This window comes from Sphingomonas sp. GW821-FHT10C01 (assembly GCF_059415525.1).
On record NZ_JBWKNK010000001.1, the window covers coordinates 944,199 to 969,025 of the forward strand.

Annotated in this window: 26 protein-coding genes and 1 riboswitch; of the genes, 13 read left to right on the top strand and 13 right to left on the bottom strand. The window is 66.3% G+C overall.

Annotated elements, in window-relative coordinates:
• Nucleotides 1-4 precede the first annotated feature (4 nt).
• Genes AC07M1_RS04565 through AC07M1_RS04585 form a run of 5 tightly spaced genes read right to left on the bottom strand, consistent with a single transcriptional unit; the run spans nt 5 to nt 5,123 of the window.
• Nucleotides 5-1,300 carry a CpaE/TadZ family protein gene (locus AC07M1_RS04565; protein WP_495161379.1) on the bottom strand — a complete coding sequence of 432 codons (1,296 nt, stop codon included), beginning with the start codon at nt 1,298-1,300 and terminating at the stop codon, nt 5-7.
• Nucleotides 1,297-1,935, bottom strand: a complete 639-nt coding sequence (locus AC07M1_RS04570; protein ID WP_495161380.1) for a CpaD family pilus assembly protein — start codon at nt 1,933-1,935, stop codon at nt 1,297-1,299. Before AC07M1_RS04570 ends, AC07M1_RS04565 begins: the two co-directional genes overlap by 4 nt.
• Before the next feature lie 17 nt (nt 1,936-1,952).
• On the bottom strand, nt 1,953-3,575 hold the full coding sequence (locus AC07M1_RS04575; RefSeq protein ID WP_495161381.1) for a type II and III secretion system protein family protein: 1,623 nt from the start codon (nt 3,573-3,575) through the stop codon (nt 1,953-1,955).
• A complete protein-coding gene (gene cpaB / locus AC07M1_RS04580) occupies nt 3,575-4,600 on the bottom strand; it encodes a Flp pilus assembly protein CpaB (RefSeq protein ID WP_495161382.1) in 1,026 nt (341 codons plus the stop codon). The genes AC07M1_RS04575 and cpaB overlap by 1 nt, the downstream gene beginning before the upstream one ends.
• 52 nt (nt 4,601-4,652) lie before the next feature.
• Nucleotides 4,653-5,123, bottom strand: a complete 471-nt coding sequence (locus AC07M1_RS04585; protein ID WP_495161383.1) for an A24 family peptidase — start codon at nt 5,121-5,123, stop codon at nt 4,653-4,655.
• A gap of 49 nt (nt 5,124-5,172) precedes the next feature.
• Here AC07M1_RS04585 and AC07M1_RS04590 point away from each other — a divergent pair, with 49 nt between their 5' ends.
• From AC07M1_RS04590 to AC07M1_RS04600, 3 genes are read left to right on the top strand one after another with little or no spacing between them, the layout of a single operon-like run.
• Nucleotides 5,173-6,117, top strand: a complete 945-nt coding sequence (locus tag AC07M1_RS04590; RefSeq protein ID WP_495161384.1) for an alpha/beta fold hydrolase — start codon at nt 5,173-5,175, stop codon at nt 6,115-6,117.
• On the top strand, nt 6,114-7,217 hold the full coding sequence (locus tag AC07M1_RS04595) for an NAD(P)/FAD-dependent oxidoreductase (RefSeq protein ID WP_495161385.1): 1,104 nt from the start codon (nt 6,114-6,116) through the stop codon (nt 7,215-7,217). The genes AC07M1_RS04590 and AC07M1_RS04595 overlap by 4 nt, the downstream gene beginning before the upstream one ends.
• A gap of 52 nt (nt 7,218-7,269) precedes the next feature.
• Nucleotides 7,270-7,443 (top strand): YegP family protein, encoded by a 174-nt coding sequence (locus AC07M1_RS04600; RefSeq protein ID WP_495161386.1) that lies wholly within the window; start codon nt 7,270-7,272, stop codon nt 7,441-7,443.
• A gap of 146 nt (nt 7,444-7,589) precedes the next feature.
• Here AC07M1_RS04600 and AC07M1_RS04605 read toward each other — a convergent pair whose 3' ends face one another.
• The 3 genes from AC07M1_RS04605 to AC07M1_RS04615 all read right to left on the bottom strand — a co-directional run bounded on the left by AC07M1_RS04605 (nt 7,590) and on the right by AC07M1_RS04615 (nt 9,951).
• A complete protein-coding gene (locus tag AC07M1_RS04605; RefSeq protein WP_495161387.1) occupies nt 7,590-8,270 on the bottom strand; it encodes a hydrolase in 681 nt (226 codons plus the stop codon).
• A gap of 64 nt (nt 8,271-8,334) precedes the next feature.
• Nucleotides 8,335-8,976, bottom strand: coding sequence for a hydrolase (locus tag AC07M1_RS04610; RefSeq protein ID WP_495161388.1), 642 nt, complete (start codon nt 8,974-8,976; stop codon nt 8,335-8,337).
• Nucleotides 8,977-9,084: 108 nt separating this feature from the next.
• Nucleotides 9,085-9,951: a pirin family protein gene (locus tag AC07M1_RS04615; RefSeq protein WP_495161389.1), complete on the bottom strand. Its 867-nt coding sequence runs from the start codon at nt 9,949-9,951 to the stop codon at nt 9,085-9,087.
• Between the two features lie 113 nt (nt 9,952-10,064).
• On the opposite strand from AC07M1_RS04615, the gene AC07M1_RS04620 reads away from it, so the two are divergent.
• A complete protein-coding gene (locus tag AC07M1_RS04620) occupies nt 10,065-10,991 on the top strand; it encodes a LysR substrate-binding domain-containing protein (RefSeq protein WP_495161390.1) in 927 nt (308 codons plus the stop codon).
• Here AC07M1_RS04620 and rnhA read toward each other — a convergent pair.
• Genes rnhA through ispH form a run of 3 tightly spaced genes read right to left on the bottom strand, consistent with a single transcriptional unit; the run spans nt 10,988 to nt 13,345 of the window.
• Nucleotides 10,988-11,431, bottom strand: a complete 444-nt coding sequence (gene rnhA, locus AC07M1_RS04625) for a ribonuclease HI (protein ID WP_495161391.1) — start codon at nt 11,429-11,431, stop codon at nt 10,988-10,990. The genes AC07M1_RS04620 and rnhA overlap by 4 nt on opposite strands.
• Nucleotides 11,428-12,387, bottom strand: a complete 960-nt coding sequence (thrB, locus tag AC07M1_RS04630) for a homoserine kinase (protein ID WP_495161392.1) — start codon at nt 12,385-12,387, stop codon at nt 11,428-11,430. The genes rnhA and thrB overlap by 4 nt, the downstream gene beginning before the upstream one ends.
• A gap of 4 nt (nt 12,388-12,391) precedes the next feature.
• A complete protein-coding gene (gene ispH / locus AC07M1_RS04635; RefSeq protein WP_495161393.1) occupies nt 12,392-13,345 on the bottom strand; it encodes a 4-hydroxy-3-methylbut-2-enyl diphosphate reductase in 954 nt (317 codons plus the stop codon).
• 114 nt (nt 13,346-13,459) lie between these two features.
• On the opposite strand from ispH, the gene AC07M1_RS04640 reads away from it, so the two are divergent.
• The 8 genes from AC07M1_RS04640 (at nt 13,460) to AC07M1_RS04675 (ending at nt 21,136) form a co-directional block, all read left to right on the top strand.
• Nucleotides 13,460-14,098 carry a hypothetical protein gene (locus AC07M1_RS04640; protein ID WP_495161394.1) on the top strand — a complete coding sequence of 213 codons (639 nt, stop codon included), beginning with the start codon at nt 13,460-13,462 and terminating at the stop codon, nt 14,096-14,098.
• Between the two features lie 63 nt (nt 14,099-14,161).
• Nucleotides 14,162-14,255, top strand: a riboswitch (glycine riboswitch).
• Nucleotides 14,256-14,409: 154 nt separating this feature from the next.
• Complete coding sequence (gene gcvT / locus AC07M1_RS04645; protein WP_495161395.1) at nt 14,410-15,552, top strand: glycine cleavage system aminomethyltransferase GcvT; 1,143 nt, start codon at nt 14,410-14,412, stop codon at nt 15,550-15,552.
• Nucleotides 15,549-15,920, top strand: coding sequence for a glycine cleavage system protein GcvH (gene gcvH, locus AC07M1_RS04650; RefSeq protein ID WP_066573742.1), 372 nt, complete (start codon nt 15,549-15,551; stop codon nt 15,918-15,920). The genes gcvT and gcvH overlap by 4 nt, the downstream gene beginning before the upstream one ends.
• A 148-nt stretch (nt 15,921-16,068) precedes the next feature.
• Nucleotides 16,069-17,427 (top strand): aminomethyl-transferring glycine dehydrogenase subunit GcvPA, encoded by a 1,359-nt coding sequence (gcvPA, locus tag AC07M1_RS04655; protein ID WP_495161396.1) that lies wholly within the window; start codon nt 16,069-16,071, stop codon nt 17,425-17,427.
• The gene (gcvPB, locus tag AC07M1_RS04660; RefSeq protein WP_495161397.1) at nt 17,424-18,992 is read left to right on the top strand and encodes an aminomethyl-transferring glycine dehydrogenase subunit GcvPB; all 1,569 of its coding nucleotides are present in this window, start codon (nt 17,424-17,426) and stop codon (nt 18,990-18,992) included. The genes gcvPA and gcvPB overlap by 4 nt, the downstream gene beginning before the upstream one ends.
• A gap of 1 nt (nt 18,993) precedes the next feature.
• Nucleotides 18,994-19,344 (top strand): hypothetical protein, encoded by a 351-nt coding sequence (locus tag AC07M1_RS04665; protein WP_495161398.1) that lies wholly within the window; start codon nt 18,994-18,996, stop codon nt 19,342-19,344.
• A gap of 50 nt (nt 19,345-19,394) precedes the next feature.
• Complete coding sequence (locus AC07M1_RS04670; RefSeq protein ID WP_495161399.1) at nt 19,395-20,507, top strand: serine hydrolase domain-containing protein; 1,113 nt, start codon at nt 19,395-19,397, stop codon at nt 20,505-20,507.
• Nucleotides 20,507-21,136, top strand: coding sequence for a DUF938 domain-containing protein (locus tag AC07M1_RS04675; RefSeq protein ID WP_495161400.1), 630 nt, complete (start codon nt 20,507-20,509; stop codon nt 21,134-21,136). The genes AC07M1_RS04670 and AC07M1_RS04675 overlap by 1 nt, the downstream gene beginning before the upstream one ends.
• Here the strand turns inward: AC07M1_RS04675 and AC07M1_RS04680 are convergent.
• Complete coding sequence (locus tag AC07M1_RS04680; RefSeq protein ID WP_495161401.1) at nt 21,133-22,029, bottom strand: DMT family transporter; 897 nt, start codon at nt 22,027-22,029, stop codon at nt 21,133-21,135. The two genes, AC07M1_RS04675 and AC07M1_RS04680, sit on opposite strands and share 4 nt — an antisense overlap.
• 83 nt (nt 22,030-22,112) lie before the next feature.
• Between AC07M1_RS04680 and AC07M1_RS04685 the strand changes: the two genes are divergently transcribed.
• Nucleotides 22,113-23,648: an aminoacyl--tRNA ligase-related protein gene (locus AC07M1_RS04685; RefSeq protein ID WP_495161402.1), complete on the top strand. Its 1,536-nt coding sequence runs from the start codon at nt 22,113-22,115 to the stop codon at nt 23,646-23,648.
• Here the strand turns inward: AC07M1_RS04685 and glpD are convergent, their stop codons facing one another.
• A complete protein-coding gene (glpD, locus tag AC07M1_RS04690; protein ID WP_495161403.1) occupies nt 23,649-24,782 on the bottom strand; it encodes a glycerol-3-phosphate dehydrogenase in 1,134 nt (377 codons plus the stop codon). It lies immediately after the preceding gene.
• Between the last annotated feature and the right edge of the window lie 45 nt (nt 24,783-24,827).

The window sequence follows — 24,827 nt, forward strand, 5'->3', positions numbered from 1 at the left end:
GGCGTTACTTCTTCTTGCCAGGCAGTTTGATCGACAGGCTTGAAAGCTTGCCGAGCAGCGAGTTGCTCTTGCCCGCGTCGCCCTTCGCTCCCTTGCCCTTTGCATCCTTCGTGTCTTCGGCCGAATCGGTATAGGCGACGACACGCTCCGCGATCTCAGCGAGGGGGCTGAGACCCTTCACGCCTTTGCCCGCTTCGGCCAGCGGCTTGCCGAGTTTGGCGGCCTGGACGGCGGTTTTGGGATCATAGGGCAGGAGATAATCGATCTTGCGTTCGATCGACCCTTCGAAGTCCTTCCGGCTGATTTCGAGCTGGCCGCCCGCGGGAACGCGGTTGGCGACGACGATCATCTGGGTGTGCGGCGCGTTGGACTTGAACCAGCTCAAGATACGGATCGCGTCGCGCGCCGCCGCCAGCGTCAGTTCGGTGACCAGCACCGCGACCTGAACGTCGGTGATCAGGTGCGGGTAATTGACCAGCATCGACCGCGGGAGATCGACGACGGTGCATTCGAATGCGCTACGGATTTCCTCCTGAAGCTGGAAGAAGGCCGCTCCGTCGGTCATCACCGGCGAGTTGATCGGCGCTTCGGCGGAGAGCACGGCAAGCTTGTCGGACGCCTTCACCATCGCACGTTCGATAAACAACCCGTCGATGCGGCTCGGATTCTCGATCGCGTCGGTGAGGCCACGCCCAGGCTCGAGGTCGAGCGCGAGGGCGCCGGTCCCGAAATGCACGTCGAGATCGAGCAGCGCCGTGGTGCGTCCGCCCTTTTCGCTCATCAGCCAGGAAATGGAGGTCGCGATCGTCGACGCGCCGACGCCGCCGCGCGTTCCGATGACCGCCACCGCGCAATGTGGGCGATCGGTCGGCGCGTCGCTCTGCTTAGGCGCGTTCAGGGCGGCCTGGGCCTGGACGAAAGTCTCCCGCAGCACGTCCGGGTTGAGCGGCTTGAGCAGATAGTCCTGGATACCCGAGGCGACGAGGTCACGGTACAGGCGAACGTCATTCACCTGACCTGCCGCGATCACCACGGTGCCGGGTTCGCAGACCTCGGCCAAGGCGTTGATGTCGTTGAGGGGGTCGCCGCTCTCCGAAAGATCGACGAACAGGATGTTGGGGCTGGCCGAGACCGAGAGCGTCTGCACGGCATTGCGCAGGCCGCCCTTGTTGACCCGCTCGGGATTCCAGCCTTGCTCGATCGCGATCGGGCGGAGCGATTCCGCCGTCGACTCGTCGCAAACGAAAGCGACGAACGGCTCGCGATGCGCGGTGCGCCCGGAGCTGAAGGGTGCGTTCACTTGCTGCCTCCCGCGGATTCGCTCTTCAGGCCGCTCGCACCGGTCGGAGGTGCCTTACGCAGCGCGTCGATCGCCTTCGAATTGGTGAGCGGATCAGCGGTTTCCGTACCCGGTTGACCACGGACGAGATCCTCGGGGCGAGCGATCATCGCGGCGAGGTTGCCGTTGACCGAGCAACCATAGTTGGCGCTGGCGATATTGTCGGTATCGACCTGACCCTCGCGTGCCCAGTTTGGGCAGCCCGGGACGGTCGCGCGCATCCGGCTGACGATGACGCGCGCGGTCCCCGGGGCGATCGCGCCGGGGGTCATGGGGGCATTGTCGGACAGAAGGATGCCGTAGCGGTTGGCCTCCGCGGCAACTTCGCTCCGCACACCCGCACCACCGGGATCGTCCACATAGACGCGGTCGCCATAGGACAAGCGTAGCGAGGCGAGCCAGCCAGCGACCCGCGCCCGCTCGCCCGGAGCGAAGCCGCTGCCGTCGGTGGCAGCGTCGAAGGCATAGTCGGTGCGGGCGACTACGGGCTGGTTGATCGATTCCACGCCGCGATTCTTCGGCATGGTTGTCGGGCCGCATGCTGTGAGCACGGCGGCGGCGCCGGTCAGCAGCAGGATCGTGTTACGCGTCGACATGGGCGTTCCTCCTGCGATCAATTGAAGCCGAAGCCGGGAGCGGGGGCATCTGACCCCTTCTTCCGCTTGGGCTGCTTGCCCTGCACCAGCGCCGGCTGAGCGGGCGTTGCGAACGGCTGCTGCGGTTGCGGGTCGGTCGGCATCGGGTTCACGGCGCCGAGCGATGGGCCGGTTGCGGCCGGTGGCGCCATTTGCGGCATCGGACGCTGCGCACCGCTGTCGCCCTTGCCCAGTTCACCCAGGAACACGCGGCCGGCATCGGTCGGCGCGCGATAACCGTCGGTGGGCAGGCGGATCTCGTTCGCGTTGACCGGCTTCACCAGATAGGGGGTGATGACGATCACCAGCTCGGTCTCGTTGCGTTTGAAGCCGTTCGAGCGGAACAGCGCGCCCAGGATCGGGATATGGCCGAGGCCCGGCGCCTGATCGATCGAATTGTCGTGCGTGTTTTGAAGCAGGCCGCCGATCATCAGGCTCTGGCCCGATCCAAGCTCGACCGTGGTCTCGGCACGCCGCGTGGTGAGCGCCGGCACCTGCGTGCCGCCGATCGTCACCGCGCCGGCCGCCGAAAGCTGTGACACTTCCGGGCGGACGCGCAGCGAGATGCGGCCGTCCGACAGCACCGTCGGGGTATAGGCGAGGCTGACGCCATATTGCTTATACTCGACCGACACCGCGCCTAGCCCCTGGCTGATCGGGATCGGAATTTCGCCGCCCGCAAGGAACGAGCCGGTCTCGCCCGACAGCGCGGTCAGATTCGGGTTGGCGAGCGTGGTGACCTGACCAATCTGTTCGCCCAGATCGAGCGAGCCGAGGATGTCGAGGCCGAGGATCTTGCCGGCCGCGCCGAACATCGTGCCGCCCCGCGGCGGAGGTCCGGCCGGGAAGGTGTAGGTCGTACCGTTGGGTCCCGCAGTGATCGAACCCTGGCGGCCCTGGCCGATTCCGAACAGGAACCCGCCGCTGCTGTCGCGCGAGGTGAGGTTGACGCCGAAGCTCTTGGAGAAGCTGCGGCTCACTTCGGCAATGCGAACCTGCAGATTGACCTGAAGCGGCGTCGCGGTCTTGAGGTGGTTGATCACAGCCATCTTGAGCGTCGCACCCGGCGCGGTCACATCGACCCCCGGATTGAGCAGCGAGGCGACCAGCCGGTTCGCCGACGCGACATCCTCAGGGGTGCCCACGGTGCCGGTCAGCACGGCGACCTGGCCCACCGTTGTGACGGTGATGTCCGAATCCGGCATCGCGACCTTGAGCACGCGATCGACCGAAGTGACGTTCTGGTTCACCCGAACGCGCGCCGAATAAACGACTGAGCCGCCGGCCGATGTGGCGAAGATCGTCGCTTCACCGAACGACTTGCCGAACAGGTTTATCTGGCGGGGATTGCTGACATAGACGTCGGCAACCTCGGGGTTGGAGGTCCACACCTCGGCGACGTTGGACGGCAGCGTGATACGCTCGCCTTCGCCGATCGAGAGCCAGACGTCGCGGGTCGGGCGCTGGCTTCCCGCCGGCTCCCCCACACGGGCGCCTTGCCGCTTCGACTGGGCGAAGCCCGGCGACACCGGCCCGGTCATCACCAGGGCCGTCGCCACCGTTGCCGCGAGCGAGCGGCGCAGGATCGTTGCGAAACGCATTATCTATTCCCCCCCACGGGAACAACGGTAACGGTGTTGCCCCGAGAAACCTTGACGACTGGTCCATCGGCTTTGGGCATTCCGCCCGGATACGCGCCTCCGGACGCGCCCTCGCTGCGATCGGCCGGCTTGCCCGGCACGGTGCTGCGCTGGAAACGCGACACATCGGCACCGGTGGACAGGGTCGCACGGCCCTCTTGCGGGCGCGCGGCGACACGAGCGAGCATAGCTTTCTCTGCCTTGGGATCGTTGCTGTCGGGCACTGAAACATCACCGGCAGCGATCGCTTCCTCGAGATCGCCGTTATTGTCGGCGATCGAGCGCAGCGACAGCGAGAGCGAACCCAATGTCTGCGCGACCGCGATCTTCTCGGCGATACGTGGCGTCGCTTCGACCGTGACGGTCGAGTAGGTGTTGACGACGGTGTTGCCGCTCTCATCGGTCTGCTTGTCGGTCTTCTGGTCGGTGGCGAGCACGCGCAGGTTGCGTAGCACCGTCTCCGACACCTTGAGCGGAGGGCCGTCGCCGCCGCCCGGAACGGTCTGGGTCAGCAGCAGGTCGACCCGGTCGCCCGGGAAGACGAAGCCCGCGACCGCGCTCTGGGCGGAAACCGGGACCGTCACCGCGCGCATGCCTGCGCCGAGCGCCGCGGCGAGGAAGCCGCGGTCGCCGGGCTTGACCAGTCCGCCCTGTGTGATCGGCTGGCCGGCTGGGATCGCGAAGCGGACCACCGTGCCCTGCAGCGTCTTGAGGTCGGTATCGGCCTTGCGATAATAGGCGCCCTCGACCAGCTCAGCGGGCCAGGGAACGAACTTGATTGATTCCGGCCCCAGGATCGTACCGACGGGGAGCGCCTTGGTCGCGACTAGCACCTCGACCCCCTGGATCGGCGCGGGGCCGCCGGCGGTGGGTGCCGCATCGGCGACAGGGGCTGGAGTCCCGACCATCAGGGTCCGGGCCATGAATGCGGTGATGGCGGCGATAATCAACGCGCCCACCAGCAAAATGATCTTCCGTCCATCCATGACGTTTCAGGCCTTTCAGTCTTCAGGACCGGGTTTCACCGGCGTTAAGCATTCACGAGAAGTGGTTAAGAATCGGTTCGCGAAGTGTGAGAAGGGCGGCGATGGCGATCGCGATGCCATATGGCACCTCCGGCTGGGCGCTCTGGCGACGCAGCCATTTGTCGATCAACATCAGCAAGGTGATGGCCCCGCCGGCCAGCGACATGATGATCAGCATCGTCACCAGCGGCTGGAACGGAAACCAGAGCGCGAGCGCGCCGATCATCTTGACGTCACCGCCGCCCATCATCCCGAAATGGAAGGCCGCGGCGAACACCGCGAATACTACCAGCGCAATACCGATCTGGATGACGATGTCGGGCCAGAAGGTTAGCCCGTTCGCGATCCACCATGGCACGGCAAGCAGCGCGATGGCGGCGTTCTTCCAGTTGGCGATCTCTCGCTTGCGCGCGTCCTCGATCCCGGCGGAGACCAGGATCAGGCCAAGCGCGACCAGCAGAATTGTAGATGTTAACGCCCCCATATCGACTAATCTCTAGACGCGGCGGCTTTCCAAAACGTAACCAACCCAAATGGCGTCTTCACCATTCGATCGCAGGGTGATTCCCGGGGGTGCGACCATCGGCAGCTGGACTGCCGAAGATGGCTGGCGGTTGCGCCGCTTCGATTGGCCAGTGACCGGCCCCGCGCGGGGTTCGATCCTGTTCCAAGGCGGGCGCGGCGACGTGGTCGAGAAATATCTGGAAACGCTGGCCCACTGGCATGGTCAGGGTTGGCACATCGCCTCGTTCGACTGGCGCGGGCAGAGCGGATCGGGCCGCGTCGACGGCGCGAAGTGCGGGCATATCCGGGACTTCGCCGACTATATCGCCGATTATCGCGCCTTTGCACGCGAGTGGCAGGCGTCGACACCCGGACCGCATATCGTGATGGGCCATTCGATGGGCGGGCATCTGGTGCTGCGCGCGCTGGTGGAGCGGGCGATAAAGCCCGATGCCGCCGTGCTGGTCGCGCCGATGCTAGGCCTCAAATCGCCGCTCGGCCTGGCGTCGGTCGGCGAGCGGTTCGCGCGCTTCATGGGAGGCCTGGGCAATCCGGCGCGGGCCGCGTGGAAGGACAATGAGCGGCCCTACACGATCGAGTCGCGCCAATCGCTGCTGACCCATGACCGTGACCGCTATCAGGATGAGCTTTGGTGGCAGAAGGCGAATCCCGCCAACGTCACCGGCCCGCCGAGCTGGAACTGGCTGATCGAGGCGTTCCGTTCGACCCGCGAACTGCGGGAGAATCCGGCGCTCGCCACGATGAACGTGCCGATGCTCGCGCTGGTCGCGGAGGCGGACGGGCTGGTCGATGCCAAGGCGGGACTTGCCACGCTAGCAAAACTCCCCGATGCGCGCGTCGTGCGTTTCGGACCGGAAAGCGCACACGAGATCCTGCGCGAGGCGGATGCCGTGCGGGATCGCGCGATCGGTGAGATCGACCGGTTTCTGGAGGCGCAGACGCCGGGGAAATGAGCCGTTACGATGTCGTGATTATCGGCGCCGGAATCGCCGGGGCCAGCCTTGCCGCGCGGGTCGCGCCCCATGCGCGCGTACTGATGATCGAGGCGGAGACGCAGCCGGGCTATCACGCCACCGGTCGTTCGGCGGCCTTCTGGTCCGAAACCTATGGCGGGCCGGATATTCAGCCGCTGTCGATCGCATCGCACCCATTCCTGTGCGATCCGCCTGTGGAGATGGGCGGCGAAGACTTTCTGACGCCGCGCGGGCAGTTGTTCATCGCCACGCGGGCCGACCGGCATGTGCTGGACGGGTTCGCGGAGGCGTTCGCGGCGGCGGGGGTGACGCTGGCCGAAACGGACCCGGCGGCGCGCTGTCCGGGTCTGCGCCCCGAATGGACCGAAGGGCTGTGGGACCCGACCTGTAGCGACATCGACGTCGCGCGGTTGCATGCGGCCTGGCTCGCCTTGGCGCGGCGCGGCGGCGCGGAGCTGGTGTGTTCCGCCAATGTTACCGGGGCGAAGCGTGACGGGTACTGGCGGGTCGAGACGCGAGCGGGCGTGTTCGAGGGCGATGTGCTGGTCAACGCGGCGGGGGCCTGGGCCGATCCGGTAGCGCAACTGGCGGGCGCTTCGGCGATTGGCATCGCCCCGCTGCGCCGCACGATGGTCCAGCTGCGGGTCGATCCGCCGGCGACGGCGGCGCTGCCGCTGGTGACCGACGCGCGCGACCGATTCTACTTCAAGCCCGAGGCGGGGCGGCTGTGGCTATCGCCGCATGATGAGATCCCAAGCATTCCATGCGACGCGGCGCCCGACGAGATCGATGTCGCGATCGCGATCGATAAGCTGCAGAGCGCGGTCGACTGGACGGTCGAGGCGGTCGAGCGGAAATGGGCAGGGCTGCGCAGCTTCGCGCCGGACCGCAAGCCGGTGTACGGATTCGACCCAGCGGCCCCCGGCCTGTTCTGGTGTGCGGGGCAGGGCGGGTTTGGCATCCAGACTTCCCCCGCAGCGTCGGCGCTGGCGGCATCGATGCTGCTCGGCACCGCGCCCGATCCTGCGATCGCGCATATCGACCCGGCAACCTATTCAATCGAACGATTCCGCGACTAGACGCGCCGCGTGGAATGGCTATCGTTCGAGGGCCGCAACGATGGAGGCCCGTATGGCGCACAAGTTCGTGATCGAGCAGAACAAGGCTGGCGAGTATGTCGCCAAGTTCAAGTACAATAGCGAAATCATCTTCTGGACCGAGGGCTATACCAGCAAGGCCTCGGCACGGAACGCGATCGAGTCGATCCTGAAGAACGGGCCGGGCGCGCCAGTCGAGGAAGGCTGACCGGTTTCATTCCGCCCATCGCGGCCGCTGATCCGCCACTGCGCGTGGCGGCATGGCCGTTGAGCGGGAACAGGTATCGATTCATGCCAGTATAGGAACCGCTCCGGAGGGGAGGCCTCCGGAGCGGTTCTTGTATTCGGCTTGCCTCAGTCGCGCTGTGAATCGAGCAGTTCATGCTCGGTCGCGACCTGCTGTGCCTTGGCGTAGCTTTCGATCAGGAGCTGATAGGGCGGGAAGATCTTCGTATATACCTGCGCCCAATCGGCGGCGTCGTCGCGATGCCAGGTGCGCTGGAGTTCCGACGCCACGGCTGCGGTATCCATCGGCACCACGCCCGCCTGAACGACGCGCGCAAGCGTTATCTCCTGCGCCATCTTCGAATAGGTTCCCGAGGCATCGACCACCGCGAACACGCGGTAGCCGTCCTGCACCGCGCTGATCGAAGGAAAGGCCATGCAGACGCTGGTAATCGTGCCCGCGATGATCAGCGTCTTGCGGCCGGTAGCCTTCACGGCCGCGACGAAATCGGGATTGTCCCAGGCGTTGATCTCGCCCTTGCGCGCAACATATTGGGCGTGCGGGGCATTCTCGTGGATCTCGGGAATGAGGGGGCCGTTCGGTCCTTGCGGCACCGACGCGGTGGTGATCACCGGCATATTGGCGAGCGTCGCCATGCGCGCGAGCGCCGCGGCGTGATTGCGAAGCACGGGCATCGGCATGTCGGCGACGGTCTGGAACAGGCCGCTCTGATGATCGATCAGCAGCAGGACGGCGTCATCGGGATCGATCACTGGACGGGCGCCGTTGAAGTTTGCGGGGGCGGACATGGGGTATTTTCCTTGAGCTTGGGCTTGCCCGCCGGGCGATATACGGGCCCGGCGGGCAAGCGGGTCAATCGGCTTTGTCGTAGGAGAACTGAATTCCTGCGGTGCCGCCGGTCTCGATGAACAGATTCATGAAGGCGGGGACGGTCTCGCTGCGCTTCCAGTCGCGCTGCAGCTCGCAGAAGAGCTGGGGCACCGAGATCATCTTGCCGCCCGCCTGTTCGATGCGGCGCAGTGCGGCATCGTGTGCGGCGAGCGAGGTGCCGCCGACGGCGTCGACCGGGACATAAACCTCGTAACCCGCCGCCAGCGCGTCGAGCGCGGGGAAGGTGAGGCACGCCTCGGTCCACAGCGCGGTCATGATCAGTTTCTTGCGGCCGGTCGCCTCGACCGCCTTGCGGAATTCGACGTCTTCCCAGCTGTTGATCGTGGTGCGGTCGTAGGTCGGATAGTCCGCCAGCACCTTGCGAACCTGCGGGATGGGCGGGTGATTGAGGCCGGTTTCGACATTCACGGTCGAGTGGACGATCGGCAGACCGTAGGCGACGGCCGCCTTGGCGGTGCCGACGATATTGTTCACCAGCAGCTGGCGATCCATCGAGGCGATCGAATTCACCTGAACCGGTTGATAGTCGATGATGACAAACGCCGAATTCTGCGGCGTCAGCAGATGATCCTTCAGCGGATCGCGGGTAGCCTCGCTGGCCATGACAGTTCCTTTCTTGTTGCGTCCTGTGGGGGGCGACGGCCGGACGCGAAGCCGTCCAGGGAAAGGGGGACCCGGCTCCCTGGGGGAAAGAGAGGAGCCGGGTCCGCGTCAGGCCGCGGCGTTCGCGAACCTGCCGCTGTTGAAGTCGTCGATCGCCTGACGGATCTCCGCTTCGCTGTTCATCACGAACGGACCGTAGCCTGCGATCGGTTCGTCGATCGGCTCACCGGTCAGGACGAGGATCATTGCATCGCCGTCCGCATGGATCCGGACGCCGTCGCCGTCACGGCTGAGCAGCAGCATCTCTGCCTCGCGCGCGGTTTCGCTGTCGTTGACGGTGACATGGCCGCCGAGCACCACAAGCATCGCGGTGTGCCCTTCGGGCAGGTCGAGCGTCAGATCGGCGTCGCGGTTCAGACGCACGTCCCAGACGTTGATTGGGGTGAAGGTGCGCGCCGGCCCCTTCGCGCCGAACAGCTCACCCGCGATCACCCGGGCAAGGCCCGCGCCTTCGGGAAGCTCGACCGTCGGGATGTCCGCTGCGGTGATGCCTTGGTAGCCGCCCGGCGCCATCTTGTCCTTGGCGGGCAGATTGACCCAGAGCTGGACCATGCGGAACGGGCCGCCGGTCTTGCCGAACGCCGGGGAGTGATACTCCTCGTGCAGGATGCCGCCTGCGGCGGTCATCCACTGGACGTCGCCCGGGCCGATGATGCCGCCGTTTCCGGCCGAATCCTTGTGCTCGACCTCACCCTCATAGACGATCGTGACCGTCTCGAACCCGCGATGAGGATGCTGGCCAACGCCGCGCCGGTTGGTGGTCGGCGCGAAATTATACGGGCCGGCGTAGTCGAGCAGCAGGAACGGGCTCACCTGCCCGCCGAGGCTGTTGTACGAAAAGAGCGAGCGCACCGGAAAGCCGTCGCCGACCCAATGCTGGTTGGGGTTGCTGTAGGTGCCGAGGATCGTCTTCATGGTATTTCTCCCGCGCCCTCCGAAGGGAGTGCGCTTGTTGGAGAACACAATAATCGCGCGCCAATCTGGGCAGAAGATTGTGAAAATGGACTCAGTGTCCTACCAATAGGACGATGCGGGACCTCAACGACCTCTATCTCTTCGTCCAGGCGGTCGATCATGGCGGCTTCGCCGCAGCGGCGCGAGCACTGGGGATGCAGAAGTCGAAGCTCAGCCGCCGCATTGGGCTGCTCGAGGAGCGGCTGGGCGTAAGGTTGATTCAGCGATCGACCCGCCGCTTCTCTGTAACCGAGATCGGTCGCGAATATTACCGCCACTGCGTCGCGATGCTGGTCGAGGCCGAGGCTGCACAGATGGCGATCGATCAGTCTAGTGCGACGCCCCGAGGCATTATCCGGCTGAGCTGTCCCACCGGCCTGATCGCGTTCCAGTTCGGGGAATTGTTCGGGCGCTTCATGGCGCTCTATCCAGAAGTCGAACTACATGTCGAAAGCACCAACCGCCGCGTCGACGTGATCGGCGAGGGTTTCGATCTCGCCATTCGCGTCCGTCCGCCGCCGCTCACCGAGAGTGAACTGGTGATGCGCCGTTTCGACGAGCGTACGATCCGGGTCGTCGCGGCGCCCGACCTATTGCGAACCCGCAGCATCGCGCTGCCCGCCGACCTTGCCGGCTTGCCCAGCCTGGATTTCGGTCCGGCTGGAGGCGAGCATCGCTGGCGCTTGACCCACGCGGATGGCAGTGTGGCCGAGGTGCGTCATCAACCGCGCCTGGTGACCGATGACATGGCGGCATTGCGTGCTGCCGCGATCGCGGGCGCCGGCGCGGTCCGGCTTCCGACGCTGGTCGTCTGGGACGACCTTGAGAGCGGGCGGCTGGCTACGGTGTTGCCTGAATGGCGGCCGGCGAACGAGATCGTCCACGCCGTCTTTCCGTCGCGGCGAGGCCTGCTTCCCTCAGTGCGGGCGCTGCTCGATTTCCTCACTGACGAATGCGGGGCGCAGCGGAGGCGGATCCCGGAATCGGGCGCCGACAGCTAAGCCCGCAATGCCGCGTCGCTGGCGAGTCCGTCGGCGCGTTCGTTGTCCGGGTGGCCGGCATGGCCTTTGACCCATATCCATTCGATCCGGTGCGGCTTGGCCGCATCGAGCAGCTGCTGCCACAGATCGGCGTTCTTGACCGCCTTCTTGTCGGCGGTCTTCCAGCCGTTGCGCTGCCAGCCTTTGATCCATTTGGTGAGGCCGTCCATGACATAGCGGCTGTCGGTCGACAGCTTGACCCGGCACGGCTTCTTGAGCGCATTGAGGCCCTGGATCGCCGCCATCAGCTCCATGCGGTTGTTGGTCGTGTGCGGCTCTCCGCCCGAAAGTTCCTTCTCGGTGCTGCCCATGCGCAGCAGCACGCCCCAGCCGCCACGGCCGGGATTGCCCTTGCACGCGCCATCGGTGGCGATCTCGACCAGCGGCATTTCCTCGGTCATGCGACGTGCTTCACCAGATCGGGCGTGTAATGCTTGAGCCGCCGGACATAGGCGAGCGGATCCTTGCGCATCACCAGCGCATCGGGCGGGGTGTTGAGCCAGTCCCACGCGCGCGATAGCGAGAAGCGGATGCACGCGCCCGCCGCCAGCGTCGCGAAGGCGGCACGCTCGGTTTCGGTCAGCGGGAAGCTTGACTCGTAACCGGCGATCAGCGCGTTGCCGACGGCCGCGTCATAGTTGCGGCCATAGGCGTCGAAGCTCCACGCGCTGTGCATCACCGCGAGATCATAGACGCGGATGTCGGTGCAGGCGAAGTAGAAGTCGATCAGTCCGGACACGGACTCGCCCAGCATCAGAACATTATCGGGGAAGAGGTCGGCATGGATGGCGCAGCGGTCCAGTTCCTCGCCCGGCCAGTTCGCTAGCGTCGCGTCGAGCGCGAAGCCGAGATCAGCGTGGAGGCCGGGGACGATCTGGTCGAGGCTGTCGCCGCAACGATCAAATAGCGGGCGCCAAGTCTCAATACCCATCGAATTGGGGCGGTCGAGCGGGAAGTCGGCGACGGCGCGGTGCATCTGCGCCATCGCCTCACCCGCGGCACGTGCCTGAGCCGGAGTGGGGTGGGAGAGCGAGATGCCCGACAGGAACTTGATCAGGCAGGCAGGGCGGCCGTTCAGTTCCTGAATCTCGAGGCCGCCCCGATCCTTGATCGCGGGCGGGACCGGCAGGCCCTTGGTGGCGAGATGATCGAGCAGACCCATGAAATAGGGCAGGTCGGCGGCCTCGACACGCTTTTCGTAGAGCGTCAGGATGAAGCGGTCGCGTGTCGTCTCGACGAGATAGTTGGAATTCTCGACCCCCTCGGCGATGCCCTTGGCCGAGACCAGCTCGCCCACGTCATAGCGTGCCAGGAAGCCGGCGAGCGCTTCCGCCGAGACCTGCGTATAGACTGCCATGGGATCAGGCCGCTTCGAGGTCGCGGGGCAGCTTGAAGACGATGGTTTCCTGCGCCGTTTCGACCTGGCGCTCGGTCACCTCGAAGCGGGTGGCGAGCCTTTCAACCACTTCGCGCACCAGTAGCTCGGGCGCCGAGGCACCCGCGGTGATGCCGAGCGTGCCGACACCCCAGAGCCAGTCGAAATCGAGCTCGTCGGCGCGCTGGATCAGCTTGGCCGTCGTTCCCTCGCGTTCGGCGACTTCGACGAGCCGCACCGAGTTGGACGAGTTGGGCGCGCCGATCACCAGCACCAGATCACACGACTGGGCGATCGCGCGGACCGCAGCCTGGCGGTTCGAGGTCGCGTAGCAGATGTCGTCGGCCTTGGGCGCGACGATGCCTGGGAAGCGGCGCTGGAGGATGTTGAGGATCGTTGCGGTATCGTCGACCGACAGCGTCGTTTGGGTCAGGAAAGCGAGGTTGTCGGGCTCGGCGACCACCAGTGCCTCGGCATCCGCCTCGGTTTCGATCAGTGTCATGCTGCCCGCGGGCACCTGGCCGAAGGTGCCGATCACCTCGGGGTGGCGGGCATGCCCGATGAACAGGATATGGCGCTTGGCGGCGACCAGGCGCTCGGCCTGGCGATGGACCTTGGACACCAAGGGGCAGGTGGCGTCGAGATAGGAGAGGCCGCGATCCTGCGCCTCGGCCGGGACCGACTTGGGCACGCCGTGCGCCGAGAAGACCACGGGGACGCCGTCGGGTACCTCGTCCAGCTCGTCAACGAACACCGCGCCCTTGGCCTTGAGCGAATCCACGACGAACTTGTTGTGGACGATCTCATGCCGGACATAGACCGGCGCGCCGTGCTTCTCGATCGCGCGTTCTACGATCTGGATGGCGCGGTCGACACCGGCGCAGAAGCCGCGTGGCGCGGCGATCAGGAGCTCGAGGGCGGGCTTTTCGGCATTGCTCATGTCGAGGCGGCTCTACGCGATTGCTTGCGCGGGCGAAAGGCGGTTCCTATGACGGGCCGCGCCGGTTTCCGAAGCGAAGGCGGCCCTATCAAGGTTTCAGGAAAGGTGTCCCCCTTGCGTATCCGCAATCTGGCTCTCGCCGCGACGACGATGTTGGCACTCGCGGGCTGCGCGAAAACGGGCGACATCGCCGAAGGCGGCATCACTCAGGTCCGTTCGGCCTGCCCGCGCGTCGGCGTGGCGGCGCATACCGGGGACGTGACCCTGTTTAATTCGCCGACCAGTCGCGACGCCAATGCGATCGACGTGACTGCGGTGCTGACCAACGTCACCTCGATCTGCGACGACGCGAGCGAGAATATCCAGACCACGATCAATTTCGAGGTGCTGGGCAGCCGCCGCTTCGGCAGTGAGGCGCGTCAGGTGACTTTGCCTTATTATGTCGCGGTGGTGCAGGGCGGCAGCTCGGTTGTGTCCAAGCGGCTGGGCCAGGTGACGTTGAACTTCGCCGAGGGCCAGAGCCGCGCGTCAGCGACAGGCACGAGCTACGCCATCGTCTCGCGTTCGGCGGCAACCCTGCCTGAGGATATCCGCCGCCAGATCCTGGCCAAGCGCAAGGCGGGCGACGAGACCGCTGCGGTCGATCCGCTGGCGCGGCCGGAGATTCGCCAAGCAGTGCTTCGTGCGACTTTCGAGGCTCTGGTCGGTTTCCAGCTGACCGACGAGCAGCTCAAGTACAACGCGACGCGCTGAATCGCGATTGACTCGTCTGGCCCGCCGCAGCAGATGGGGCGGGTCAGCAGTGGGCAACCGCTGAAGGCGCGCGCGGGAGAGTTGAGGCGGGAAACCGCCTCCGCCGAAGGAGCAACCGCCCCGGAATCTCTCAGGCACCAGGGACCGCGCGAGCCACGACACTCTGGAAAGCGCCGCTCGCAAGGGTGGCCACCGAAGGGGTAATTCCGTCCGCCGCAGGACGGGAGAAAGCTCTCAGGTTCCGTGACAGAGGGGGCGACGGTGAATGGCCGCATCTTGCGGCTGTTCCGTCGATTCCTTTGGAGATGGACATGAGCGACGCCACGCAAGAACCCGAAATCGTCGAAGAGCTGGCGCTGCTTCCGCTCGATGCCTGGCATCGCGCCAAGGGCGGCCGGATGGTGCCGTTCGCGAGCTATGAGATGCCGGTCCAGTATGAAGGCATCATGGCCGAGCATCTGTGGGTGCGCGAGAGCGCGGGCCTGTTCGATGTCTCCCATATGGGCCAGTTGTTCCTGTCGGGCGACGGGCTCGACGCGGCGCTCGAGGCGCTGATCCCCGCCGACGTCACGGGTGTGAAGGTCAACGGGCAGAAATATTCGCTGCTGCTCGCCGAGAATGGCGGGATCCTGGACGACCTGATGTTCACCCGCTGGCAGGACGGCCTCTACATGGTCGTCAACGGCGCGTGCAAATGGGACGATATCGCGCATCTGCGCGAGCATCTCGCCGACGAGATCGAGATCAACCACATGGACGAGCACGCGCTGCTCGCGCTGCAGGGGCCGAAGGCGATCGATGCGCTGAGCCGCGTGGTGCCGGGTGTCGACGCGCTGATCTTCATGCGCGGTGGGCGGTTCGACTGGAACGGCACCAGCCTGTGGATCAGCCGTTCGGGCTATACCGGCGAGGACGGGTTCGAGATTTCGGTCGAGGCGGACAAGGCTGCGGCGCTGGCCGATGCGCTGACCGCGCAGCCCGAAGTGAAGCCGATTGGCCTGGGCGCGCGCGATTCGCTGCGGCTCGAGGCTGACCTGCCGCTCTATGGGCACGACCTGGATACCGACACCACGCCGATCATGGCGGCGCTGAACTTCGCGGTTGCGAGCAAGCGCCGGCGCGAGGAAGCCAATTTCCCAGGCGCCGAGCGCATCCTGCTCGAGCGCGAGAATGGCGCGATCCAGCGCCGCGTCGGCCTGATCGTCGAGGGACGCCAGCCGGTGCGGGAGGGGGCGCTGGTGCTGGATGGTGAAGGCAACGAGGTAGGACGCGTCACCAGCGGCGGCTTTGCGCCGACCGTGCAGAAGCCGATCGCGATGGCCTATGTGCCGATCGCGATGGCCGAAATCGGCACCCGCGTGACGCTGAGCCAGCGCGGCAAGATTCATCATGGCGAAGTGGTCGCGATGCCCTTCGTCCCACACAATTACGTCCGTGAGGGAGGACCCAAATGAGCCGTTATTTCACTGAAGATCATGAGTGGATCGAACTCGACGGCGAGATCGCGACCGTCGGCATCACCGATTACGCGCAGAGCCAGCTCGGCGACATCGTGTTCGTCGAAGTGCCCGATGAGGGCAAGCAGGTGAGCAAGGGCGACGACGCCGCGGTGGTCGAGAGCGTCAAGGCGGCGAGCGATGTCTATGCCCCCGTTTCGGGCACGATCGTCGAGGGTAACCCGGCACTGGCCGATGAGCCGGCGCTGGTGAACGAGGATCCCGAGGGCGAGGGCTGGTTCTTCAAGATGACTCTGTCCGACACCAGCGAGCTCGACGGCCTGATGGACGAGGGCAAGTATCAGGACTTCGTCTCGAAGCTTTGATTTTCGCCGTCATGCCGGCCCCGTTCCGGCATCCACGGCGCGGCGGGCGATGGGCAAGAGGCTCAAGGGCGTTCCGCGCGGCACGGTGGACCCCGGCATGAAGCCGGGGTGACGGTTTTGATTAGTGGCCAGCGGCCGGAGAACTCAATTGCGCTATCTTCCCCTGACTCCCAACGACCGGCAGGCGATGCTCGCCGCGGTCGGCGCGGCGGCGATCGACGATCTGTTCGTCGATGTGCCCGAGAGCGCCCGTCTGAGCGGCCCGATCGCGGGGCTGCCGCCGCACGCCAGCGAACTGGCGGTCGAGCGGCACATGACCGCATTGGCCCGCAAGAACCTGTCGGCGGGGGAAGCGCCGTTCTTTCTGGGCTGTGGCGCGTATCGCCACCATGTTCCGGCGAGCGTCGATCACATCATCCAGCGCGGCGAGTTCCTGACCGCCTACACGCCCTACCAGCCCGAGATCGCGCAGGGCACGCTGCAGGTGATGTTCGAGTTCCAGACGCAGGTCGCGCGCCTGCTGGGGACCGATGTCGCCAACGCGTCGATGTATGATGGCTCGACCGCATGCTGGGAAGCGATCGGCATGGCACGGCGCATCACCAAGCGCGCCAAGGCGATCCTGTCGGGCGGGCTGCACCCGCATTATGTCTCGGTCGCCAACACGATGGCGAAATATACCGGCGACCAGCTGGTGACGGCGCTGCCGGAGCTGACCGCCGAGCCGGATACCGACGCGCTAATCGGCATGATCGACGACGAGACCTCGTGCGTCGTGGTGCAGTATCCCGACATCCTCGGCCGCATTTCGGACCTGTCCGACCTCGCCGCCGCGTGCCAGGCTAAGAAGGCGCTGCTGGTCGCGGTGGTCACCGAGCCGGTAGCGCTGGGCGCGATCAAGTCGCCGGGCGAGATGGGCGCGGACATCGTCGTCGGCGAAGGCCAGTCGATCGGCGTCGGCCTGCAGTTCGGCGGGCCCTATGTCGGCCTGTTCGGCTGCAAGGAAAAATACGTTCGTCAGATGCCGGGCCGCCTCACCGGCGAGACGGTCGATGCCGAGGGCAAGCGCGGCTTCGTGCTGACGCTGTCCACGCGCGAGCAGCATATCCGCCGCGAGAAGGCGACGTCGAACATCTGCACCAGCTCGGTGCTGTGTGCGCTCGCCTGGTCGATCCACATGACCCTGTTGGGTGAGAAGGGGCTGCGGCAGCTTGCCGCGCTCAACCATGCGGGCGCGAGCGCCGCGGCGGAGCGTCTGGCCAAGGTGCCGGGGGTCGAACTGGTGACGCCGACCTTCTTCAACGAGTTCACACTGAAGCTGTCGAAGGAAGCGCGGCCGATCGTTCGCGAGCTGGCTGACAAGGGCATCCTCGCGGGCGTGTCGCTCGGTCGCCTCTATCCGGGTGAGGACGCGCTGGCCAACGGGCTGGTCGTCGCGGTCACCGAAACCACTACCGCGGAGGACGTCGAGACGCTTGCCGCCGCGCTTCAGGAGGTGCTGGCATGAGCATCAACCAGTCCGGCTGGCGCCCCGAGATGAACGCCGGCGAGCGCAGCGACAGCGCGACCTTTACCGGCAACCGCGCGCTGATGCTCGACGAGGCGCTGATCTTCGAGATTGGCTCGCTCGACACCACCGGGGTCGACTTCGCCGAAACGCCCAAGGCGACGTCGCGGATTGGCGGGCTTGCCCGCAACAAGGATATCGGCCTGCCCGGCCTGTCCGAGCCGGAGGCGGTGCGCCATTACACGCGCCTGTCCCGCCAGAATTACGCGATCGATTTGGGCCTGTTTCCGCTCGGCAGCTGCACGATGAAGCATAATCCGCGGCTCAACGAGCGGATGGCGCGGCTGCCCGGCTTCGCCGACGTCCACCCGCTCCAGCCGGTCGATACCGTGCAGGGCGCGTTCGAGGTGATCCACCAGCTCGCCCACTGGCTGACGACGCTGACCGGCATGCATTCGGTCGCGATGTCGCCCAAGGCGGGCGCACATGGCGAGCTGTGCGGCGTCCTCGCGATTCGCGCGGCGCTCGACGCCAAGGGCGAGCAGGCGCGCAAGGTGCTGCTGGTGCCCGAGAGCGCGCATGGCACCAACCCGGCGACCGCCGCGTTCGCGGGCTTCACCGTCGAGGATATTCCGGCGACAGAAGCCGGGCGCGTCGACCTGGCAGCGCTCAAGGCGCGGCTGGGGCCGGACGTTGCGGGGGTGATGATCACCAATCCCAATACCTGCGGCCTGTTCGAGCCGGATATGAAGGCGATCAGCGACGCGGTCCACGCCGCGGGTGGCTATGTCTATTGCGACGGCGCCAACTTCAACGCGATCGTCGGCCGGGTTCGCCCGGGCGACCTTGGCATCGATGCGATGCACATCAACCTGCACAAGACCTTTTCGACCCCGCATGGCGGCGGCGGGCCGGGTTCGGGGCCGGTGGTGCTGTCGGCGGCGCTGGCGCCCTATGCGCCGCTGCCGTTCGTCGAGAAGCAGGGCGACCGCTTCGAGCTGATCGAGGAAGAGACTGCGGGCGAACATCATGCCGAGAGCTTCGGCCGGATGGTGTCGTTCCATGGCCAGATGGGCATGTTCACGCGCGCGCTGACGTACATCCTGTCGCATGGTGCGGATGGGCTGAAGCAGGTTTCCGAGGATTCGGTGCTCAATGCCAACTATGTGCTGCGCGCGCTGGAGGATGTGCTCGACGCGCCCTTCGCCAAGAGCGGGCCGTGCATGCATGAGGCGATCTTCAGCGACAAGGGTCTGCCCGAGGGCTTCTCGACGCTCGACATCGCCAAGGGGCTGATCGACGAGGGCTTCCACCCGATGACGGTCTATTTCCCGCTGGTGGTGCACGGCGCGATGCTGGTCGAGCCGACCGAAACCGAGAGCAAGGCGGCGCTGGACCAGTTCATCGGCGCGTTCCGTTCGGTGGCGGAGCGGGCTAAGGCGGGCGACGTCGCGCTCAAGTCGGCGCCGCACTTCGCTCCGCGCCGCCGCCTCGACGAGACCCAGGCCGCGCGCAAGCCGGTGCTGGTGTGGAAGGAACCGTCGCAGGCGGAAGCCGCGGAATAGGGTGAACGCGCTGCGCAGCCTCGCCTTCGCGCTGGCCGGGTTTATCTCGGGCAGCGCGTGCGGGCTGGGCCTTGCGGTCGTCCTGATCAATCTGCTCGACCGATCGGGGCTGATCAATCACGGTGGCGATGGGCTGGGCGGCATGGCGCTGCTCTTCGCGCTTGGCTCGGTGATGGCGATCGGTGGGGGGATCGTCGCCGCGATCCTGATACCGGGTCGCGCCCGCAGCGCCGGTGCGGGATCGGCGCTGCTATGGGCCGGCGCGATGATGGCGGTTGCCGCCGGGTGCTATTTGCTCCTCGCTGGCCCGCTCACATCCGTCGCGGAAGTCGAGACCACCGGCGGCGCGTGACAACCATCCGGTTTCGCCTAGCTTGGACCAACCAAGCCGGGGGAATGCCGATGATTCGCCGAGTCCTGACCCTTGCCGCGCTGCTGTTTGCCGCGCCGTCCCAAGCACAATCTGCCGACGACACCGCGAAACTTGCGGAGTTCAAGGCGTTCGCGACCGCGTTCCGCAAGGAACGTGCGGTGCTCAGCCTGTCTTACGCCATCGTCAAGGACGGCAAGATCGTCGCGGCCGAGGGGATCGGCTGGCAGGACCATGACGTCGAGGAAAAGACGACGGCGGATACCAGCTACCTCGTTGCATCGATGACCAAGACCTTTGTCGGCGCGACGCTGTTGCAGATGGACGCGGACAAGGTGATCCGCCTGGACGATGAGTTCACGACGCTGTCCGACTGGAAGGAACGCTGCGAACGGCTGACCAAGAGCGGCAACATGTTCGGCGGCGGCGTCAAGCTAGAGGACGGCTATGTCCCGCCCAAGCTCGACTGTGCCGCGAAGATCAGCGTACGGCAGGTGCTGCAGATGCGCGTGCTGGGCACGCCGGGCACCAACTTCATGTACAATCCGGTGGTGTTCGGGCGGCTGGCCAACTGGGTCGAGGAGAAGACCGGCAAGCCGCTGGAACATTGGGTGCGGCTCTATGTGCTCGACAAGGCGGGCCTCAAGGATATCGCCGCGGGCTGGCGCGATCCCAAGGGTGGGGCAGCTTTGCGCAACCTTGCCCCGCCCTTCACCAGCGGCAAGAATGGGTGGAACAGCCTGGCGCCGACGCCGCTGCCCAATCCCGAGATGAACGCGTCGAGCGGGATCATCGCCAGCGCGCGCAGCCTGGCGGAATATTCGCTGGCGCTCGATCAGGGACGGATCCTGTCCCCGGTGTTGCGCACCAAGATGTGGACGCCGCCGACCGACCCCGACGGCAAGTCCGCCGGCTATGCCTATGGCTGGTGGACGCAGAGCTGGCACGGGCAGAAGCTGGTGTGGCACGGCGGCTGGTGGCCCGAAGCCTATGCCGGCTTCCTGCTCAAGGTGCCGGACAAGGGGCTGACCCTGGTGGCGCTGGGCAATACCGACGGGCTGCACTGGGGCAACCGCACGCAGGTGGCCGAGATCGAGAAGAGCCCGCTGGCGCTCAAATTCCTTGAGCTGTTCGCGGCGAAGTGATGGCCGATCCGACGCCGTGGATCGCCGCCGAGGACAGCGGCGCGGCGCGCAAACATGCGCCCGCGACCGTGCGCAACCGCGAGGCGATCGCGGCGGTGCTGGCGGAGGTGCTGCCGGAAACGGGGGTGGTGCTGGAGGTGGCGAGCGGGAGCGGGGAGCATTGCGCGTTCTTCGCGGAGCGCTTCTCGGAACTGCATTGGCAGCCGAGCGATCCCGAGCCGTCGGCGCTGACCTCGATCGCGTCGTGGTGTGCGGGGCTGGGCAATGTCGCGCCACCGGTGGCGATCGATGCTGCAGTACAGAACTGGCCGGTGGAGCGCGCCGATGCGCTGCTGTGCATCAACATGGTGCATATCAGCCCATGGGAAGCGACGCTGGGGCTGCTCGACGGCGCGGCGCGGGTGCTGCCGACAGGCGGGCCGCTGATCCTTTATGGCCCCTATCGCCGGGCGGAGATGGAGACGGCGCTGTCGAACGCGGCGTTCGACGCGTCGCTCAAGGCGCGGGATCCACGCTGGGGGTTGCGTGATGTGGCCGATGTGAGCGCGGCGGCTGCGGCGCGCGGGCTGGCGTTCGAGCGGTTGGTCGAGATGCCGGCGAACAACATCATGCTGGTCTATCGGGCCTAGGCCGTGGGTTCGGCATCGGCGATCGGAAGGCCACGCCGGCGCTCGCGCCAGACGATGTAGAGGCCGCTTGCGATGATGATCGGCGCGCCGATCCAGGTCCAGTGGCCGGGAAGCACGCCGAACAGCAGATAGCCATAGAGCGTCGCCCAGATCAGGCTGGAATAGTCCATCGGTACCACGGCCGAGACCGGGGCGAAGCGCAACGATGCGGTGAGCGCGAGCTGCGCGCCGCCGCCGACGAAGCCGATCAGGATCAGCAGCGCGAAGGTCTGCCAATCGTGCGGCGCCGCGACGAAGGCATAGCCGATCAGCAGCGGCGGCACCGACAGGGTCGAGAACCAGAAGACGGTGGTGGCGGGGCTTTCGGTGCGGCCCAGCTGGCGCAGCTGGATCGCGACGATCGCCACGAACAGCGCGGCGGTGAGGCCGACCAGTGCACCACCGAGCGGAATGTGGCTGCTCCCCGGCTGGGTGACGATCAGCACGCCAACGAACCCGGCAAGGACGGCGCCCCAGCGGTGCCAGCCGGTCGGTTCCTTGAGCACCAGCGCCCCCAGGATCGTGGCGAAGATCGGCACGGTGAAGCCGAAGGTGGTCGCCTCGGCGAGCGGAAGCAGCAGCACCGCGCCGAAATTGAACACCATGCCGGTAAGGCCGACCGCCGAGCGGCTGACATGCAGCCTGAAATGCCGCGTCTTCAGCGAGGCGAGGCCCGGACCCATCATCACCCAGGCGAGGACGAAAGGGATCGCGAAGAACTGGCGGAACAGCATGATCTCAACCAGATGCGCGCCGCGCGTCTCGACCAGCTTGATCAGCGCCCCCATCGTCGAGAGCATCAGGATCGCAAGCAGGCGCAGGCCGAGGCCGAGCATGATGCGATCCGACGACATGATCCTCGCCTAGGAGGGCGGAGGGCGGGGGGCAAGCCGCGAAGCGGGGTGACGCGCGGTTCGCGACGCGCTATCCGCCGCGCATGATCAAGCACGCACTCAACGTCACCCGCGAAGCGGACTTCGCCGCCTGGTACCAGGCCGTCATCTCGGAAGCCGATCTGGCCGAGGAATCGGGGGTGCGCGGCTGCATGATCATGCGGCCATGGGGGTACGGCATCTGGGAGCGCATCCAGCGCCTGCTCGACGACCGCATCAAGGGCGTCGGCTATGACAATGCCTATTTCCCGCTGTTCATCCCGCTGTCCTATTTCGAGAAGGAAGCCGAGCATGTCGACGGCTTCGCCAAGGAGATGGCGGTGGTCACGCACCACCGGCTGGTCGGCGACGGCAAGGGCGGGCTGGTGCCCGATCCCGAGGCGAAGCTGGAGGAGCCGCTGGTCGTGCGCCCGACGTCGGAGACGGTGATCGGAACGGCCTTCTCGCGCTGGGTGCAGTCGTGGCGCGACCTGCCGGTGCAGGTGAACCAGTGGGCGAACGTCGTGCGCTGGGAGATGCGCACGCGGATGTTCCTACGCACCGCCGAGTTCCTGTGGCAGGAAGCGCATGCCGCCTATGCCAGCGCAGAGCAGGCGCGTGAGCAGACGATGGTGGGGCTGGAAGTCTATCGTAGCTTTGCCGAGGACGCTGCGGCGATGCCAGTGATCGCGGGCGAGAAGCCGGAGAATGAGCGCTTCCCGGGCGCGGTCTCGACCTTCTCGATCGAGGCGATGATGCAGGACGGCAAGGCGCTGCAGGCCGGCACCAGCCATTTCCTGGGCACCAATTTCGCATCGGCGCAGAACATCCGCTTCCAGAATGCGAATGGCGAATTCGAGCTGGCCAACACGATCAGCTGGGGCATGTCGACGCGCATGATCGGCGGCATCATCATGGTGCATGGCGACGATGATGGTCTGCGCGTGCCGCCGCGGCTCGCGCCGTGGCAGGTGGTGATCGTGCCGATGCTGCGCGACAGCGACGAGGACGCCGCGCTGCTCGACTATTGCGAGGGGCTGAAGGCCGAGCTGGTGAAGCAGAGCGCGTTCGGCGAACCGGTGCGTGTGCTGCTCGACACCCGCGCCGCCAAGGCGGCCAACAAGCGCTGGGGCTGGGTCAAGAAGGGTGCGCCGGTGGTGATCGAGGTCGGCGGCCGCGACATGGCGGGTGGCAACGTCTCAATGATCCGTCGCGACCGGCTGTATCGCGAGGACGGCAAGCTCGACAGCGCGATCCTGGCCAAGGGCGACTTCGTCGCGCAGGCGGCTGGGCTGCTGGAAGAGATCCAGACAACGCTGCACACGCAGGCGCGGGCCAAGCTCGACGCCAATATCGTGCGCGGGGTCGAGACGTTCGACGCGCTCAAGGCGCATTTCGAAGGATCGGGCAAATATCCCGGCTGGGTCGAGGTGCAGTGGGCCAGGCCGACCGGCGAGGAGCTGGACAAGGCGGTCGAGCGGATCAAGGCGCTCAAACTCACCTTCCGCAACGTGCCGCTCGACGCGGCGCCGGCGGATGGGATTTGTATGTTCACCGGCCGCCCGGCCGTCGAGCGGATCCTGGTCGCGCGCGCCTATTGATCAGGGCAACGGCCGGTCGCGCGTGACTGGCCGGGCCGTGAAGTTCAGTACGGGGGCGAGCTTTGCCAGCGCGTGCTCGGCAAGGGCGCGGGCGGTGGTGATCTTGCCGCCGAACACCGACAGCACCGGCGCGCCGCTCGTGTCGAGTTCGAGCACATAGTCGCGCGTGATCGTGCGCACCTCGTCACGGCCGTCGTCGTAGAGCGCGCGGATGCCCGACCAGGTGGCGGTGATGTCGGTGGGCACGATCTGGCGCTTGAAGTAGCGATTGGCGGCGGCGCAGAGATAGTCGATCTCGGCCGGGGCGATGCCGGCGTCCTCCGGCCGTTCCACCGGCACATCGGTGGTGCCGATCATCGTGCCGCCGCGCCAGGGGGTTGCAAACACCACGCGGCGGTCGGGCTGCTGCAGGATATAAGCCTGGTCGCCTTCCCACAGAGCGGGCACGACGATGTGGCTGCCCTTGATCAGCCGCAGGCCGCTGTTGGTGCGGATTCGGATCGTGTCGAGAAAGGCTTTCACCCATGGGCCGGTGGCGTTGACGATGGCGCGGGCCTCGACCGTGTTGCCATCGCTCAGTGAGACGCTCCAGCCGGTGCCGTCGCGCTGTACGCCGGTGACGGCGACGCCGGTGTCTACCTTTGCGCCATTTGAGACGGCGTCGGCGGCGTTGGCGCGGACCAAGGCGGCGTCATCGACCTGAGCGTCCCAATAGAGGAAGCCGCCGACATTCTGGGCGATCGGAGCGAGGCGAGGATCGTCGCGGCGCAGCGCGCGCGAGCGGGGTAGCGAAGAGCCGAGGCCGAGCAGGTCGTAGAGATAGAGGCCCGCGCGGACCATCCACCACGGGCGGACGCTGTGCGCATGGGGCAGGACGAACGGCATGGGGTGGATGAGGTGGGGCGCGGCGGCGAGCATCCGCTCACGCTCGTGCAGCGCCTCACGCACCAGCCGGAACTCATAGGTTTCGAGATAGCGCAGCCCGCCATGGATCAGCTTGCTGGAGGCGGAGGAGGTATGGGCGGCGAGATCGTCCTTCTCGACCAGCAGGACGGACAGGCCGAGCAACGCCGCCTCGCGCGCGATCGCGCAGCCGTTGATGCCGCCGCCGGCGATGAGGAGGTCGTACGTCACCGCATCAGCCTATTCGGTTGGGAATTGGGCGGACAGCCCCTATAT